Here is a 15,919-nt window from a genome sequence, read left to right as displayed (position 1 = left end):
GCCCCCCGGGGGCGGGCCCGCCCGGGCCCCCCCGGCCCGGCGGGGGGGGGGGGGGGGGGGGCCGCCGCCGGGTCAACCGGCCGCCGGGGCGGGCCGTTTGAACATCCGGGTCGCCGTGATCTCGCTGCGCACCGCCTCCCCGTCGGGGGCCGGCTGCGGAAGACCGGGCCGCAGATGCTCCTCCACGCTGATGTACTTCAGCCCCGCCCTGAGGTCGGCGTCGTTGCGCAGCCGGATGACCAGCGGGAACTCCGCCAGCGCCGTGGTGTCGAACAGGCCGGTGGTGTAGAGGAGCTGGACGCCGAGGGCGTCGGAGACGGCCCGCTGCAGCTCCAGCAGATAGGTGGCGTTGGCGCGGCCGATCGGGTTGTCCAGGAACAGCGTGCCCGCGTGCCGGTGCCTGTCGTGGCCCCGGTCGTTCGACCGCAGGGCGGCCATCGTGCAGTACAGGGCGATGGCGGCGGTGAGCAGCTGGCCGCCGGAGAACACATCGCCCATCTGCCCGACGGGAACACGCTCGGCGCGCAGTACGGCGTCCGGCTTGAGGATCTCCACGGCGACGCCCCTGGGCTGGAGTGCGGCGGCGACGCCGCGCAGCAGCAGGGACATGCCGTCGCGGCGCAGGTCGGAGTTCTTCCGGACGGCGGCACGGGTGGCGTCGTCGATGACCTCGCCGAGCCGCTCGCTGAGCGTGGCCTGGTCGGGCTCCTCGAAGCGGATGCGCAGGAACTCCTGGCCTGACCACTCGCCGAGTCCCTCGGGAAGGCGGGAGAGCCGCTGGGCGGAGCGCAGTGTGGCGAGCGACGACTCCACGAGCCCGCGCAGCCGGTCCACGATCGAGTCGCGGTTGCGCTCCAGCTGCTCCAGCTCGTCCGTCAGGACCCGCAGTCGGGGGGCGAAGGCCTCGGCCCACCGCTCGGCGTGTTCGGGCAGCGCGGAGGCGGGCAGTTCGCGGATCTGCTGCCGGGCCGGGGTGCGGACCTGCTCGTAGCGGGTGGAGTTGGCGTGCCTGACGAGGACGTCGCTCGCCTCGCGCACGGCGGCCTCCGCCGCGGACAGGTCGGCGGCGCAGCCACGCAGCGAACGGCGGGTCTCGGCGGCCGCCTGCCGGGCGTCCTCCAGGCTGCCCGGGTACGGCTCGTGTTCGCCCTCTTCCTCCTCCCCCGGCTGCTCGCGCAGCAGGTCGCGGAGCAGGGCGGCGATCTCGTCGAAGCCGCCGGCCGCGTCCTCGGCGGCGCGGTGGGCGTCGAGCAGTTCGGCGTGCGCGTCGCGGGCCTGCGTCAGCGCCTCGGTGCGTGAGGCGAGTTCCGCCGTCGCGGTGCGCAGCAGGGCCTGGGCGTGCTCGGCGTCGCGCGGGTGGAGCTCCTCGGGCAGCTCGGTGTGCGCGTCCCCGTCCTCGGGGGCGAGGCGCTCCGCCTCGCCGCGCAGGCGCCCGAGCTGCTCACTCGCGCTCGACATCCGGGTCTCCAGGAGCTGCACCAGCTCCTCGGCGCGGGCGGCGGCGGCCTGCCGGGACGGGCCGTCGGAGCCGTCGGGCGACTGCAGCAGCTGCTCCGCGCGGGTGCGGACCTTGTTGCTCAGCCGGTCCAGGTCGGCGCGGGCCGCGCTCTCGTCGCTCTCCGCGCGGGCCTGCTCGGTGCGCAGGTCGGCGCCCACGCCGACCTTGTCGTAGACCTGAGAGGCGGCGCGGTAGGCCTCGCGGAGGGCGGGCAGCGACGCCTCCGGGGTGCCGGTGCCGGTGTCCGGCACGTCGTCGGGGGCGCCGGCGATCTCGGAGCGTTCGGCGCGCAGCGCCCGGGCGGTGCGGCGGGCGTCGTCGGCGGCGCGCTGGGCGGCGCGCCGGTCCTCGTCGGCGGCGCGGGCCCGCTCCAGGCAGGCCTGGGCGCGGGCCTCCGACTCGGCGGCCTCGTCGGCGAGTTCACGCAGCTTGGCCTGCCAGCCGGCGCGCTCCCGCAGCCGGAAGGCGAGCCCGGCCAGGGCGTCGGCGGCGCGCCGGGCCCGCTGCGCGGCCTCCTGCTTCTCGTCGCGCAGCTGCGCGGCCTCGGCCGCGGCCTCCTCGCCCTCGGCCCGGACGGCGCGTGCCTCGGCCAGCTCCGCCTCCGCCTCCTCGGCGAACACGCGCGCTTCCCGGGCCGCCTGCGCCAGCTCGGTGAGCCGGCCCGCCGGGCAGCCGGCGCGCCAGGAGGCGAGCCGCGCCGCGAGTTCCCGGTCCTTTCCGAGCCGGGCGGCGAGCGCGCGGATCTCCTCGTCGCGCTCGGAGGCCCGGGCGCGCAGTGCCTGCCGCTCCTCGTCGGCGGCGTGCTCGTCGTGCATGGCCGGGTTCGGCGGCACCAGGAACACGTCGGCGGCGCCGCCGGCCGGGTCGGCCGCCGGGGTGGGGGCGAGCAGGGCGGCCGCGGTGCCCACGGCCACCGCCGAGCGGGGCAGCAGCGCGGCGTCCGAGAGCGCTGCGCGGGCCCGCGCGTGCGAGTCCGGGTCGGTGATGATGACGCCGTCGACCAGCTCGGGCCGGGCGGCCAGCACCCGCGCGTGGTCGGCGGGGTCGACGGCCTGGGCGAGGTAGCGCCAGCCGGGCAGGGCGGGGATGCCGTGCTCGCCGAGGAACTCCACCGTGGCCAGCACGTCCGGTCCGGGCGGCAGCAGCCCGCCGTCACCGAGCGCGCCGAGGATACGGGCGTCGTCGGCGGCCGCGGTGCGCAGCTCGAACAGGTGCCGCTCCGCGGAGGAGACGGCCTCGTCCAGCAGGGCCCGCAGCTCGTCGGCGAAGCGGTCGAGTTCCTCGGTGGTGAGGGGGTCTTCGGTCCGGACGCCGCGCTGCCGCGGGGGCGCGGCGGGGGCGCGGTGCGCCGACCGTGCCTCCGCGTCGGCTCCGGCGGACGGGCGGCCGTCCCGTGCGGTGCCGCGGCCGGACTCACCCGCCGTGGTGTCCCGGCCCGCTGCCGCACCCCGCGGGGAGGGCAGGCCGTCGGGCTCGGACCTGGGGCCGGGCACGCCGGGCCGCCCCGTGCCCGCCGCTCCCGGCAGGCTCAGCAGCTCCGCGAGCCGTTCCTCCGCCGCCAGCGCCGCGGCCGTGCGGCGCTCCGCCTCGTGGGCGCGCTCCGCCGCCGTCGCCGCGTCCGCCGCGCGGGCGGCCGTCAGCTCGGCACGGGACTCGGCCGAGGCCGCCTCGCGCGCGTGCTCCGTGGCCCTGCGGGAGGCGTCACGGGCCGCGTCCCAGGCGGCGACCGCGGACTTCTCGGCGTCGCTGGCCGCGAGTGCCGCCCGGGCCGGGTCGGCGTCCGGCGCACTGTCGTCGAGCCAGCCCGCGCGTACCGCCTCGGCGGTCTCCTGCTCCACCTCGGCCAGCCGCTGCCGCAGGTGGCCGATCTCACTGCGGGCGCGCTGCGCCTCGGTGGCCGCGGTGGTCGAGTCGCGGTGCGCCGAGTCGCCGACGTCCTGGAGCCGGGCGGACCGCTCCTCCTCCTCGTTGGCGAGGGTATCGGCGCGCTCCGCGGCCGCGTGCAGCGCCCGGACGAGGTCCACGGCGGCCCTGGCGCGTGCCGCGAGGGCCGGTGCCGCGTCCCGTTCGGCCTCCTGGATCGCCGCGGACACGCGGGCGGCACGGTCGGCGGCGGCACGGTGGCGCAGCACGGCCTCGGCGGCCTGCCAGGCGGAGTGCAGGGTGCGGGCGTCGGCGAGTTCACGCTTCTGTGCCGCGGCGGCCTTCTCCGCGGCGGTGAGCGCCAGGGAGGCGTGCCGGTAGGCGAGTTCGGCGGCGATCAGGGCGCTGCGCTGCCGCGTGCCCTCGCAGTGGGTGACGGCGTGGGCGGCGGCCGTGACCCGCTGGGCGAGGTCGGCTGTCCGCACGCGCTCCCGCACGGCACGCGCGGACAGCCGCCGCGCCAGTGTCCGCGTCCGCCGCTCGGCGCCCGCGTGGATCTCACGGGCCCGGGTGCGGGCGCCGGCGGCCTCGACGATCCGGCCGAGCAGGTCCACCGACCCGGCGGTGAAGTCGCGTTCGGCGATGAGTTCCGCCCGCCGGCCCAGCTTGTTGCCGAAACCGCTGACCAGGTCGGCGAGGCCGTCCGTGTCGCGGGTGTCCGTCACGGCGCGCAGCAGCAGGTCGGTGAAGTCGGAGTCCTTCTTCACGGCGAAGAGGCCGGCGGCCTCGCCCTCGTCGGCGTTCATCTCCCGCTGGTAGCGGAAGAGTTCCGGGTCGAGTCCGAGGTCGCCGAGGTGCTCGGTCCAGCGTTCGTGGATCTCCTCCCAGTGCACCTCGAGGTGCGGGTACGCCTTCCCGGCCTCGGTGAGCGCGTCCCGGAAGCCCTTCATGGTGCGGCGCCGGCCCCGCGCACCGGACTGGCCCTCGGCGGGCGGCCGTACGGAGGTGGACTCGGCGACGGGCAGGTTGTCCAGGGACAGTCCGGGGCCGGGCCGGAAGGAGTACCAGGCCTCGGCGAACTTGCGCGGGTCGTTGGAGACCTGGCGTCCGCGCCACTCGCTGACCTTGCCGACGACCACGCACTCACCGGTCTGCACGTGCTGCCACTCCAGTGCCACGTGTCCGCAGTCGTCGGCGAGCAGGAACTTGCGCAGCACACCGGAGCTGGCGCCGCCGAGGGTGTTGCGGTGGCCGGGCAGCATCACCGAGAAGATCAGCTTGAGCAGGACGGACTTGCCGCCGCCGTTCTCCAGGAAGAGCACGCCGGCGGGCGCCGGCCGGCGCGGCGGGCCCACCGGCTCCTCCTCGAAGAACTCCGCCTGGGTGGGCGCGGGGTCGGGTACGGGTTGGCCCACGCCCCGCAGGTCGAGCACAGTGTCGGCGTAGCGCGCACCGGCCGGCCCGATGGAGTAGAGGCGGACCCGGGACAGCTCGTACATGGCGGACTCTCGTCAGTCTTCGGCAGTTCGGTCGGTTCGGGGCTCAGGAGTGGAACGGCAGCCCGGCCTCGGCCACCAGGTCCAGGTCGTCGGTGTCCTCGGGCGGCAGCAGGGTGGGCGTGCCGTCGGTGACGGGCACGACGCCCAGCTCCAGCAGCTCGGCCATGGCGGCGCCGGCGGCCATGTCCCGCACCTGGAGCTGGTAGCGGGCGGTCGTGCGGTAGGTGCCGCCGTTCTCGTCGCCGGTACGCTGCAGGAAGCCGGAGTCGGTGAGGAACGCCATGGCCTTGGCCACGATGCCGGTGGTGGAGGCGGCCGGGCGGCGCGCGTCCTTGGTGGCCCCGGTCGCGCTGCGCCGGGCCCAGATCCGCCAGGCGGCCTCGAGCCCCGGGGCGTCGGTGGCCGGGTCGGTGTTCTCGCCCTGTTCCTCCGCCCGTTCCTCCAGCCGGCGGCAGGCCTGGCGGACGAAGGAGTCGACGCCGTTGACCGTGACGCGGCCGATGTAGCCGTCGTCGGCGAGGTCCTCGGGGCGCGGGAAGGCCATGGCGGCCACCGCGAGATGGGCGAGCCCGTGCAGGAACCGGTCGCCCGCGTCCGCGGAGGCGCGGCGCGCGTAGTCGCCCATGCGCACGGCGAACACCGAGTCCTCGGCCGCGGTCACCGCCATGCCCGCGCGCGGGGAGACCTCCAGTACGACGAGTCCGAGTCCGGCCGCCACGGCGTCGGCGAGCCGTGCGAACGCCGGGTCCTCGCGGTGGCGGCGCAGCAGCTCGGCGTACTCCTGGTCGCGCGCGGGCTGCAGCCTGGGTTGCAGGCCGAAGGCGACGAGCCGCGCGGCGTCGGCGGCGTCGGCGGGCGTGACGGCGGAGCTCGCCGGCGCGGCGGAGGGCTCGGGCTCGCTCCAGTCGACGTGCTCGGTCACGGTCGGGGCTCCTCGGGGGTCGGGCGGTGGGGGGTCGGGGCGACTCGGTGGGGGGCGGGGCGCCACGGCGGTGGGACCGCGGGGGCGCGACGGGCCGCCGCGGACCGGCACCAGGCGGACGACGGGGGGCGGACCGTCACGCCGCTTCCGTCCTGCCGGCGGCCATGCCGGCCGTGTCCAGCAGTGCCGTGCCCACGATCAGGTCGGCCCCACCGAACTCGGGGTCGTCCAGCTCGGTGCCGTCGTCCACGGCGAACAGGAGCTTCTCCTCGCCCTGCCGGTAGGCGGTGCCCACCGGCGGACTGGCCGCGTGGACGGCCAGCAGGGCCACCAGATACGGCAGGTCGGGGTCCTTGCGCCGGGCCTCGGCGAGCAGTCCCGACAGCCGCCGGGGCGCGTCCGCCGGCAGGTCCAGCAGCTGTGTCGCGGCCGTCAGCTGCTCCTCGGTGAAGCGGCTGTCGTCCGGGGTGGCGATCAGGTCGGGCTCGGGCATCTCCGCCCCGAGGTGCTCCCGCTCCACGGGCGGCGTCAGCAGAATGTCCACGAGGTCCCCGACCCGGACGGACACCGGTGTGCGCAGCCCCGTCCCGTGCGCGAAGAAGGCGTCCGTGACCCTGATCGCCCGCTCCAGGGGCAGCGGCAGGGCCGGGGCGAGGAGGTGGCCGTAGAGGTCCGTGCCCGACGTGCCCGTGGGTGCGGCGAAGGCCTGGCGGTCCTGCTCGGCGCGGAAGAGGGGTCCCGCCTCCAGCAGCCGGGACTGCAACTGCGTGTGGCGCCGGATGCAGTCCTTGACGATGTCGACCAGTTCGGCGGCCCGGCGCTTGTGCCCGGGATCCTCCGACTCGTCGCGTGCCTTGCGGATGTTGGTGAGGATCGCGTTCTCGTGGCGGTAGCGGTCGGCGACGTGGTCGAGGGCCTCGGCGATCATGTCCGGCACGGCGTTGAGCCAGTCCACCGCCCGGACGTTGCGCCGGGTCGCCTCCAGGGCCCTGCGCAGCATCTCGGCGTACTGCACGGTCCGGTAGCGGGCCTGCTCGGCGGCGAGCTGCGCGTCGGCGAGCCGGCCGCGGTTGATGAGCACTTCGAGCTTGACCTCGGCCGCGATCTGCGCGCTGGTGACGTCGGTGTCGAGGGCGCCCACGAGGACGTTGACGGCCTCGTCGGTCGTGCGCAGGTAGACGCCGCCGCCGGGACCGGGGACCTCCTCGATCAGCTTGAAGTCGTAGTCACGGCGGACATACGTGCCGTCGGGGGCGAACGTGCCGTACACGGCGCGGAAGCCCCGGTCGACGCTGCCGACGTTGATCAGGTTCTCCAGCACCCAGCGGGCCACGCGCTCGTGCTCGGTGGCGGGCCGGTGCGGGGCCTGCGCGGCGACGCGCGGGACCAGCCGGGCCACGACCTGGTCGTGGTCGGCGCCGGTGTCGAAGTCCATGGTGAGCGTGACGAGGTCGATGGCGGCCAGCGCGACCTCCGCCATGCCGTACACCGAGTACTCGCCCGCCAGGTTGGCCTTGCGGACGTCGAGGTCGTGCAGCGGCGCGGTGCACGCCAGCGCGCGCAGGCGCCGCGCCAGTCCCTCGTCGGCGGCCGGGCCCGGGGCGGGGCGCGGCCCCGCGCTGAGCTGGGGCGGAACACTCTCCGTCGGTGCAGGCGAAGTCACGGTGCACAGACTAGGTCCTCGGTGTGACAACCTCCCAAACGGCACAGACGGCCCCCTGACGCCGCCGTTGTGCCGGCGGCACGGGGAGGCGGTGCGGGCCCTCCCCCGGTCCGCGGCCCCACGGCGTCACCCGTCCTCCCCCACCCGCCGCCGGTAGACCTCCAGGATCCCTTCGAGCGAGTCGTCGAGGTAGACGGCGAGCAGTTCCTCGGCCTCCCGCCGGCCGCCCGCCTGAAGGGCCTCGAGGATCCGGCGGTTGCGCTCGAGGTACGGCTCGTGCAGCCGCCGCGGATCGTCCACGACGTGGAAGGCCAGGCGCAGTTCGGCGAAGACGCTGCGCATCAGTTCGTCGGTGCGGTCACTGCCCGCGAGCGCGACGAGCTCCCGGTGGAAGTGGATGTTGGCCGTGCCCAGCGCTTTCCAGTCACCTTCGCCCGCCGCCCGCCGGCCCTCGGCGACGGCCTCGGCGAGTTCGTCGAGCCGGTACGGGGGCTCGCCCAGGCCCCGGACGACGGCGCACTCGACGAGGCGGCGGGTGCGGTAGATGTCCTCGACGTCCTCGACGCTCAGGACCCGCACGAAGACGCCCCGGTTCAACTCGTGGACGAGCAGCCTCTCGTGCGTGAGCAGCCGGAACGCCTCGCGCAACGTGTTGCGGGAGACGCCGAGCGCACCGCCGATGCCGTCCTCCGACAGCCGTGTGCCCGGCGGGAAGTAGCCCTCGGCGATACGGCTCCTCAGGATGTCCGAGACCCGCTCGGCGGTGCTGGTGCGCCCCAGCAGGGCGCGGTCGCCGGCCAGTGCTGTCAGCTGCTCTGCCATGCCCGGAATTCAACCGCAGACACCAGGCCCAGACAACGGGGGTATTGAGGGATCGTTCAACAATCCTCTACCTTGCTGCGCACGACGCCGTCCGCCCCGCGCAGTACGGCGCCGTGACCCGCGCACGGCACGGCTCAGTTCTCGAGCACCCTCCGTCCCTCACCTGCGAGGTGCCCATGAGCACGACCCCTCCGTCCCGGGCCCTGGCCTCCGACCCACGCCCCGCGGCAGACGAACACCCCGGTCACGACGGCCCGCTGGGCTGGCTGCGGGCCCTGGACCCGCGCGGTCGCCGCGCCTTCGCGGGCGCCTTCGGCGGCTACGCCCTCGACTCCTACGACTACTTCACCCTGCCGCTCGGCATGGTGGCGCTGGCGGCGTACTTCGGCCTGGACAGCGGCCAGACGGGCCTGTTCACCACCGTCACACTGGTCGTCTCCGCCGTCGGCGGGGCCGTCGCCGGGGTGGTCGCGGACCGGATCGGCCGCGTCAGGGCCCTGATGATCACCGTCGTCACCTACGCCGTGTTCACGGTGGCCTGCGGCTTCGCCCCCACCTACGAGACGCTGCTGGTCTTCCGCGCCCTGCAGGGCCTCGGGTTCGGCGGTGAGTGGGCGGTCGGCGCGATCCTCGTCGCGGAGTACGCGGGCGCCAGACACCGGGGCCGCACGCTCGGGGCCGTCCAGAGCTCGTGGGCCGTCGGCTGGGCGCTGGCCGTGGTCGTGTACACGCTGGTCTTCTCCTTCGTCGGCGACGACCTGGCCTGGCGGGTGATGTTCTGGACCGGCGCGCTGCCCGCGCTGCTGGTGGTCTGGGTGCGGCGCCGGGTGCACGACGCGCCGGAGGCGACCGCGGCCCGTGAACGAAGCGCGGACAGGGGCTCGTTCGCCGCCATCTTCAAGCCGGGCACCGGTGGCGAGCCGGGGCTCCTGCGCACCACGGTCTTCGCGGGCCTGCTCTCCACCGGTGTGCAGGGCGGTTACTACACGCTGGCGACCTGGGTGCCGACGTACCTGAAGACGGAGCGCGGCCTGTCGGTCGTCGGGACCGGTTCGTACCTGGCGTTCCTGATCTCCGGCGCCTTCGCCGGCTATCTGACGGGCGGTCACCTCACCGACCGGCTGGGCCGCCGGCGCAACATCTGGCTCTTCGCCCTGCTGTCGGCGATCTGCATCCTGGCCTACGCCCACATCCCCGACGGTGCCGACACCCTGCTCCTGCTCCTCGGTTTCCCGCTCGGGTTCTGCATGTCGGCGATCTTCAGCGGCTTCGGGTCCTATCTGAGCGAGCTGTACCCGACGGCGGTCCGCGGCACCGGCCAGGGCTTCACGTACAACACCGGGCGCGCGGTCGGCGCCGTCTTCCCGACCCTGGTGGGCTTCCTGGCGGACGGCTGGGGCGTCGGCGGCGCCCTGGTGTTCGGCGCGGCCGGCTACGGTCTGGCGGCGCTCGCGCTTCTCGGGCTGCCGGAGACGCGGGGAAGGGAGCTGGCGTGAACCGCACGGACGACCGCACCCCGACCGGTGCCACGGACGACGTCACCCCGAGCGGTGCCGAGGGCCGGCGCACGGCACCGGCGGCGGACGAGCGCCCCACGGCCGTGGCCGAGGACCTCCCCGTGGTCCTCGCCGACGGGCACGCGCACGCGTGGAGCCCGCGCACGGCCCGGTCCCGCTTCCGCGACGGGCTGGCCGGGCCGACGGCCGGGGTCGCCGCCGGCCACACCCAGGCCAACCTGATCGCGGTCCCGGCGGACTGGGCGTACGACATGCTGCTGTTCTGCCAGCGCAACCCCAAGCCCTGTCCGGTCCTCGACGTCACGGACGCCGGATCGTGGACGACCGTCCTCGCCGACGGCGCGGACCTGCGCACCGACCTGCCGCGCTACCGGGTGTGGCGGGAGGGCGAACTGGTGGCGGAGCCGACGGACGCGCGCGCCCACTGGCGCGAGGACCTGGTGGCGTTCCTGATCGGCTGCAGCTTCACCTTCGAGTGGGCGCTGACCGGGGCGGGCGTGCCGGTCCGCCACATCGAGCAGGGCCGCAACGTCCCGATGTACGTCACGAACCGCCCGTGCCGGCCGGCCGGACGGCTGCGCGGCCCCCTGGTGGTCTCCATGCGCCCGGTGCCGCCGCGGCACCTCGCGGCCGCGATCCGGGAGAGCGGTCTGCTCCCCGCGGTGCACGGCAGCCCCGTCCACTGCGGCGATCCGTCGGGGCTGGGCATCGCGGACCTCGGCCGGCCGGACTTCGGCGACGCGGTGGACGCCGAGCCCGACGACATCCCGGTGTTCTGGGCCTGCGGGGTGACCCCGCAGGCGGCGGTCATGGCCTCACGGCCGCCGTTCGCGATCACCCACGCGCCGGGCCACATGTTCCTGACCGACGCCCGCGACGAGCAGTACCGCGTGGCCTGAGGAGAAACGCGAAGGACCCATGACCTCGATCGATCTGAACGCCGACCTCGGCGAGGGTTTCGGCCGCTGGCGGCTGACCGACGACGAGCGGCTGCTGTCCGTCGTCACCAGCGCCAACGTGGCCTGCGGCTTCCACGCCGGGGACGCGGTCACCATGCGGCGGGTGTGCGAGCTGGCGGCCGAGCGCGGCGTGCGGATCGGCGCGCAGGTCTCCTACCGGGACCTCGCCGGGTTCGGGCGGCGGGCGATGGACGTGCCGCCGGCCGAACTGGCGGCCGAGGTCGCCTACCAGATCGGCGCTCTGGAGGTCTTCGCGCGGGCGGCGGGCACGCGTGTCCGCTACGTCAAGCCGCACGGCGCGCTGTACCACCGGGTCGTGCACGACGAGGAGCAGGCGGGCGCGGTGGTCGAGGGGGTCCTGCTCGCGGACGCCGCCCTGCCGGTGCTCGGACTGCCCGGTTCGCGGCTGCTCGAGCTGGCCGGGAAGGCCGGTCTCACGGCGGTCACCGAGGCGTTCGCCGACCGGGCCTACACCGACGAGGGCACACTGGTGCCGCGGGGCGGGGACGGGGCGCTGGTCACGGACGCCGAGGCGGTCGTGGCGCGGTCGGTGGACCTGGCCCGGTCCGGCACGGTCACCTCCCGTTCCGGGGCGCGCGTCCGGGTGACGGCCCGTTCGCTGTGCCTGCACGGTGACACGCCGGGCGCGGTGGACCTCGCCCGCCGGGTCCGGGAAGCGCTGACGGCCTCGGGCGTGCGGGTGGAGGCCTTCGCATGAGGATCCTGCCCGTCGGGGACGACGCCCTGCTGGTGGAGGTCTCCTCCCCGGACGAGGCGCAGGCCCTGCACGCGGATCTGCTGCGGCGCCGCGACGAGGGCCTCCTGACGGCCCGTGAGATCGTGCCGGCTGCCCGCACGGTCCTCCTCGACGGCGTGGGCCGGCCGGACCGGCTGGCCGGCGAGCTGACGTCCTCGGTGGCACCCCCCGCGCCCCCGCCCGGGCAGCGGGTGGTGGAACTCCCCGTGCGGTACGACGGCCCGGACCTCGCGGACGTCGCCGCGCACTGGGGTGTCACCGAGCGGGAGGTCGCCCGGGTGCACGCGGCCACCGAGTTCCGGGTGGCCTTCTGCGGGTTCGCGCCCGGCTTCGGCTACCTCACCGGGCTGCCCGCCCGCTGTCATGTCCCGCGCCGGGCCACGCCGCGCACGGGCGTCCCGGCCGGCTCGGTGGCGCTGGCGGGCCCCTACACCGGCGTGTACCCCCGTTCGTCGCCGGGCGGCTGGCAGCTCATCGGCACGACGGACGCGGTGCTGTGGGACCACGCGCGCGTGCCGGCCGCGCTGCTGTCGCCGGGCACGCGGGTGCGCTTCGTGCCGGCCGGTGCCCCGTGACGGACCGTGCGCTCGCCGTGGTCCGCGCCGGGGCGCTGACCACCGTGCAGGACGAGGGGCGTCCCGGCCACGCGCACCTCGGGGTGCCGCGCTCCGGGGCGCTGGACGCTCCGGCGGCCGCGCTCGTCAACCGCCTCGTCGGCAACGCGCCCGGGGCGGCCGTCCTGGAGACCACGGTCGACGGCTGCGCCCTGCGGGCCCGCGCGGCGGTCACCGTCGCGGTCGGGGGCGCGCCCTGCCCGGTCGCGGTGGACGGCCGGCCGGCGGCCTGGGGAGCGCCGGTGAGGGTCCCGGCGGGGGCGCGGGTCGACGTGGGCCGGGCGGTGGCCGGGGTGCGCAGCTATGTCGCCGTCTGCGGCGGCATCGCCGTCGAGCCGGTGCTCGGCAGCCGCTCGACCGACCTGCTGTCGGGGCTCGGCCCGGCCCCTCTCACGGACGGCACGGTGCTTCCGCTCGGGGAGCCGGGACGCCTCCTCACGCGTGTGGACGTCGCCCCGCAGCCGTGTCCGCCGGCCGAACTCGTACTCCGGGTGACGCCCGGCCCGCGCGACGACTGGTTCACCCCGGGAGCCGTTCGCACCCTCACCTCGCGCGCGTACCGCGTGTCGCCGGCGAGCAACCGCATCGGTCTGCGCACCGAGGGGCCCGTGCTCCAGCGGGCCCGGCCGGGTGAACTCCCGAGCGAGGGCCTGGTGCTGGGGTCGGTGCAGGTGCCGCCGGACGGCCGGCCGGTGGTCTTCCTCGCCGACCATCCGACCACCGGCGGCTACCCGGTCATCGGTGTCGTGCGCGCCGCCGACCTCCCGGCCGCCGCGCAGGCGGTGCCGGGCACCCCGGTCCGTTTCGTGCCGGCCGACCGCCGCTGAGCCCGGGACGGGCGGCCGGCCTGCCGCGGGACGTCTCCGGACGGCGCGCTGCTACGGCCGGCTGCGGCGGAAGGAAGAAGCGGGGCGGGGCAGTCGCCTGCCGCGGACTGCCGGGCGGCGGGGGGCGCGCCGTGAGGCGTCCCGTTCACCTCACGGGCACGCAGCGGGGGCAGGGTGAGGCCGGGCGTGCCGGTGCCGGCGGCGGGCCGGACAGGGGACGTCCTGCGCCCGTCGGCGTGGACCGCTGCGGACGAGCGCGGCGCCCCCGGGCGTCCGGCCGCGTCGCCGGCCGGGCCGGTCCGTACCCCGCGCTCCCGGCACCGGACCGGCCGGTCGTCACACGGTCGGCGTGTCGGGGCCGATCCGGCTGCGGACGGCGGTCTGGACCTCGGCCTCCTCGGCCGGATCGGCGGCGAGCCGGCGCAGCCGCTCGACGACGCGGGTGTCGCCGGTCTCGGCGTGCCGGGCGGCCAGTTCCCGGGTGGTCTCCTCGCAGTCCCAGAGGCATTCGACGGCGAATCCGGTGGCGAAGGAGCGGTCGGTGGCGGCCAGGGCGCGGGCGGCACGGCCGCGCAGGTGGGAGGAGGCGGTCTCCCGGTAGATGTGCCTGAGGACGGGGGCGGCGCAGGTGATGCCGAGCCGGCCGGTACCGTCGACGAGGGTCCACAGACTCTCCGCGTCGGGGCCCTCGCCCCGTACGGCTTCTCGGAGCGCGGTGAGGACCAGGTTCCGGTCCTTCGTGCCGCCCTGGCAGGCGAGCACCCGTCCGGCGGCGGTGCCGAGCGCGTCGGGCCGGTGGATCCAGCGGCGCGCGCGGTCCACGGCGGCGAAGCTGCGCATGCGTTCGAAGGCGTCGACGGCGGCTTCCGCGACCACGGCCGAGCCGTCGCCCACCGCCGCCTCGACCAGGTCGAGGGCGTCGCCGTCGTCGCGGTCGGCGAGGTAGCGCAGGGCGGTGCAGCGGGCTCCGTCGGTGCCCTCCCGGGCGGCGCGGAGGATCTCCGGCCGGTCCTCCGGGCCGGCCACGGCGGTGAGACAGCGGGCGGCCGGGACGTGGAGGGCGGCTCCGCGCTCGAAGCCCTGCTGGGCCCACTCGAACACGGCCTGCACACTCCAGCCCGGCCGGGGCCCGGACGGTCGCATCTGCCGCTGCCAGCGGTCGAAGCTGCCGGCCTCCTGAGCGGCCCGCACACGCGTGGCGATCGACGCGCGCGGGTCCTCGGCCCACAGCCGCCAGGGCCGGGGCTCGAAGGCGTCGCGCACGGCGGCGGCCAGCTCCGCCTCCCCCTCGGCGTCGGTGGGGAAACGGGCCAGGACGGGCGCGGCCAGGGAGCGCAGGCCCGCGTCGTCGTCCCGGAGCGCCAGCTCGTCGAGGGCCCAGGCCCAGTTGGTGCCGGAGGCGGCGTACCGGCGCAGCAGCGCGAGCGCGTCCCGCCTGCCGTAGGACGCGAGGTGCCCGAGGACGGCCAGGGCGAGTCCGGTGCGCGACTCGTCGGGGTCGAGGAGGTCCTCGGGGTCGAGGAGGTGGGCCTCGATCGCGTCCAGCTCGCCGCCGAGGTCGAGGAAGAGCCGGGCGTAGTAGAGGGAGCGGTTCTCCACCTGCCAGTCGTGGCGGGGGTCGCGCAGGACGCAGTGGTCCAGTGCCGCGAGCGCCTCGGCACGCGGGGCGGTGAGCGCGTGGAGCGTACCGTCGCCGCGGCCCCGCTGGAGCAGGCCGAGCAGCGTGCCGCTGGGCGCTATGACCGGATCGAACATGGGAAACAGCCTCACATCAAGCGTCGACGCAACCGGGGAACTCGCACTACCTGGCCGCGTGACGACACGTCGGGGCACCCGCCGTCTTCCGCCTGCTGTGAACCATCTTCCTCTGCCTCTCGTCGGTGGCCCGTGCGGACCGGTCACGGCCCGCGCGGTGCGGCAACACCTGCCCAGCCGTCGCGTCCGTGAAGCACGACGTCATGATGACCCGGCGTTTGCGGCACCGCGACCGAAATTTCCGGCGGCCCCGTCCCGCCGGCCCGTTCGCCGCCGGCCGCCCGGCCGGCGCGTGCGCCGGCATGGCCGGCGGCGCCGGGATCAGGCTTCGCCGAACAGCTCCAGCAGTTCGGCGCGGGCGAACATCCGGGCGGTGTCGACGGCCGAAGGCGTCCCCGCCTCCGGGTTCGCGCCGCCCTCCAGCAGGGCCTTGATCACCTCCTGTTCGCCCTTGAAGACGGCTCCCGCGAGGGGAGTCTGGCCCCGGTCGTTGACGCGGTCGGCGTCGGCGCCGCGGGCGAGGAGCGCGCGCACCGCGTCGGCGTGCCCGTGATAGGCGGCGAGCATCACCAGGGAGTCGCCGCGGTCGTTGGTGAGGTTGGCCGGGACGCCGGCGTCGACGTATGCCACGAGTTCCTCGGTGCGGCCCCGCCGGGCCAGATCGAAGATCTTGGTCGCCAGCTCCACGACCTCGGGGTCGGGGGCTTCACTCATCGGCCGGACCGCCTCTCACTGCGAACGAAGGGGGACTGCGGGGAGCAAGGGTACGGCGGCGAGCGGGGCGGCCGTACGGGTGAATCGCCAGCGTACTGGCCGGGGCGGCGCCCGGTCCGCCGCCCCGGGGTCCAGGATCACCACGGACGCACCCGCGCCGCTCTGCCGGTCCGAGCAGCCGCACCCAGGGAGGGAAACCGATCCCATTTCACCCAGTTGCACCTTTTGTCATATGGATACAAGCTGTGATCCTGGAAGGACTCAGGGTGACTTGTCCCCTCGACACCAGGAGATCGCAATGATCCTCTCCCTCTCAGGCGTCGTCCTGCTCGGCGTGATCGTCTTCGTGTTCTTCCGCAAGGACGGACTGAAGGCGTCGCACGCCTGTACCTCGGCGCTGTTCGGCTTCTACCTCTCGAGCACGGCGCTCGCCCCGAGCATCAAGGCCGGCGGCGAGAGCCTGGCGGGTCTCCTCGGCGGCATGAGGTTTTGACGCCGCCGGCCTCTCC

General features: G+C 75.7%; 12 protein-coding genes. 6 read left to right on the top strand and 6 right to left on the bottom strand.

Going from position 1 to position 15,919, the window contains the following annotated elements:
• Nucleotides 1-72: 72 nt before the first annotated feature.
• From ACWDNY_RS26260 to ACWDNY_RS26245, 4 genes are all read right to left on the bottom strand, one after another.
• Nucleotides 73-4,860 (bottom strand): hypothetical protein, encoded by a 4,788-nt coding sequence (locus ACWDNY_RS26260; protein ID WP_451648262.1) that lies wholly within the window; start codon nt 4,858-4,860, stop codon nt 73-75.
• Between the two features lie 43 nt (nt 4,861-4,903).
• Nucleotides 4,904-5,782: a hypothetical protein gene (locus ACWDNY_RS26255; RefSeq protein WP_451648261.1), complete on the bottom strand. Its 879-nt coding sequence runs from the start codon at nt 5,780-5,782 to the stop codon at nt 4,904-4,906.
• Nucleotides 5,783-5,918: 136 nt separating this feature from the next.
• Nucleotides 5,919-7,445 carry a hypothetical protein gene (locus ACWDNY_RS26250; RefSeq protein WP_451648260.1) on the bottom strand — a complete coding sequence of 509 codons (1,527 nt, stop codon included), beginning with the start codon at nt 7,443-7,445 and terminating at the stop codon, nt 5,919-5,921.
• A 126-nt stretch (nt 7,446-7,571) separates the two neighbouring features.
• The gene (locus ACWDNY_RS26245; protein WP_451648259.1) at nt 7,572-8,267 is read right to left on the bottom strand and encodes a GntR family transcriptional regulator; all 696 of its coding nucleotides are present in this window, start codon (nt 8,265-8,267) and stop codon (nt 7,572-7,574) included.
• A 176-nt stretch (nt 8,268-8,443) separates the two neighbouring features.
• Between ACWDNY_RS26245 and ACWDNY_RS26240 the strand changes: the two genes are divergently transcribed.
• The 5 genes from ACWDNY_RS26240 (at nt 8,444) to ACWDNY_RS26220 (ending at nt 12,941) form a co-directional block, all read left to right on the top strand.
• On the top strand, nt 8,444-9,763 hold the full coding sequence (locus ACWDNY_RS26240) for an MFS transporter (RefSeq protein ID WP_451648258.1): 1,320 nt from the start codon (nt 8,444-8,446) through the stop codon (nt 9,761-9,763).
• Between the two features lie 104 nt (nt 9,764-9,867).
• Entirely contained in the window at nt 9,868-10,683 is an 816-nt protein-coding gene (locus ACWDNY_RS26235; RefSeq protein WP_451648263.1) for a putative hydro-lyase, read from the top strand.
• Between the two features lie 19 nt (nt 10,684-10,702).
• Entirely contained in the window at nt 10,703-11,461 is a 759-nt protein-coding gene (locus ACWDNY_RS26230) for a LamB/YcsF family protein (RefSeq protein WP_451648257.1), read from the top strand.
• Entirely contained in the window at nt 11,458-12,075 is a 618-nt protein-coding gene (gene pxpB, locus ACWDNY_RS26225; RefSeq protein WP_451648256.1) for a 5-oxoprolinase subunit PxpB, read from the top strand. Before ACWDNY_RS26230 ends, pxpB begins: the two co-directional genes overlap by 4 nt.
• On the top strand, nt 12,072-12,941 hold the full coding sequence (locus ACWDNY_RS26220; RefSeq protein WP_451648255.1) for a 5-oxoprolinase subunit C family protein: 870 nt from the start codon (nt 12,072-12,074) through the stop codon (nt 12,939-12,941). Before pxpB ends, ACWDNY_RS26220 begins: the two co-directional genes overlap by 4 nt.
• Nucleotides 12,942-13,277: 336 nt before the next feature.
• Here the strand turns inward: ACWDNY_RS26220 and ACWDNY_RS26215 are convergent, their stop codons facing one another.
• Together ACWDNY_RS26215 and ACWDNY_RS26210 are read right to left on the bottom strand one after the other, a co-directional pair.
• A complete protein-coding gene (locus tag ACWDNY_RS26215; protein WP_451648254.1) occupies nt 13,278-14,696 on the bottom strand; it encodes a HEAT repeat domain-containing protein in 1,419 nt (472 codons plus the stop codon).
• A gap of 321 nt (nt 14,697-15,017) precedes the next feature.
• Nucleotides 15,018-15,410 (bottom strand): ankyrin repeat domain-containing protein, encoded by a 393-nt coding sequence (locus ACWDNY_RS26210; RefSeq protein WP_451648253.1) that lies wholly within the window; start codon nt 15,408-15,410, stop codon nt 15,018-15,020.
• A 298-nt stretch (nt 15,411-15,708) separates the two neighbouring features.
• Here ACWDNY_RS26210 and ACWDNY_RS26205 point away from each other — a divergent pair, with 298 nt between their 5' ends.
• A complete protein-coding gene (locus ACWDNY_RS26205) occupies nt 15,709-15,903 on the top strand; it encodes a hypothetical protein (RefSeq protein WP_451648252.1) in 195 nt (64 codons plus the stop codon).
• Nucleotides 15,904-15,919: the final 16 nt, after the last annotated feature.

It is taken from the genome of Streptomyces sp. NPDC003697 (assembly GCF_053587115.1).
The sequence above is the reverse complement of the archived record's forward strand: the minus strand, read 5'-3'. Positions and strand labels throughout refer to the sequence as shown.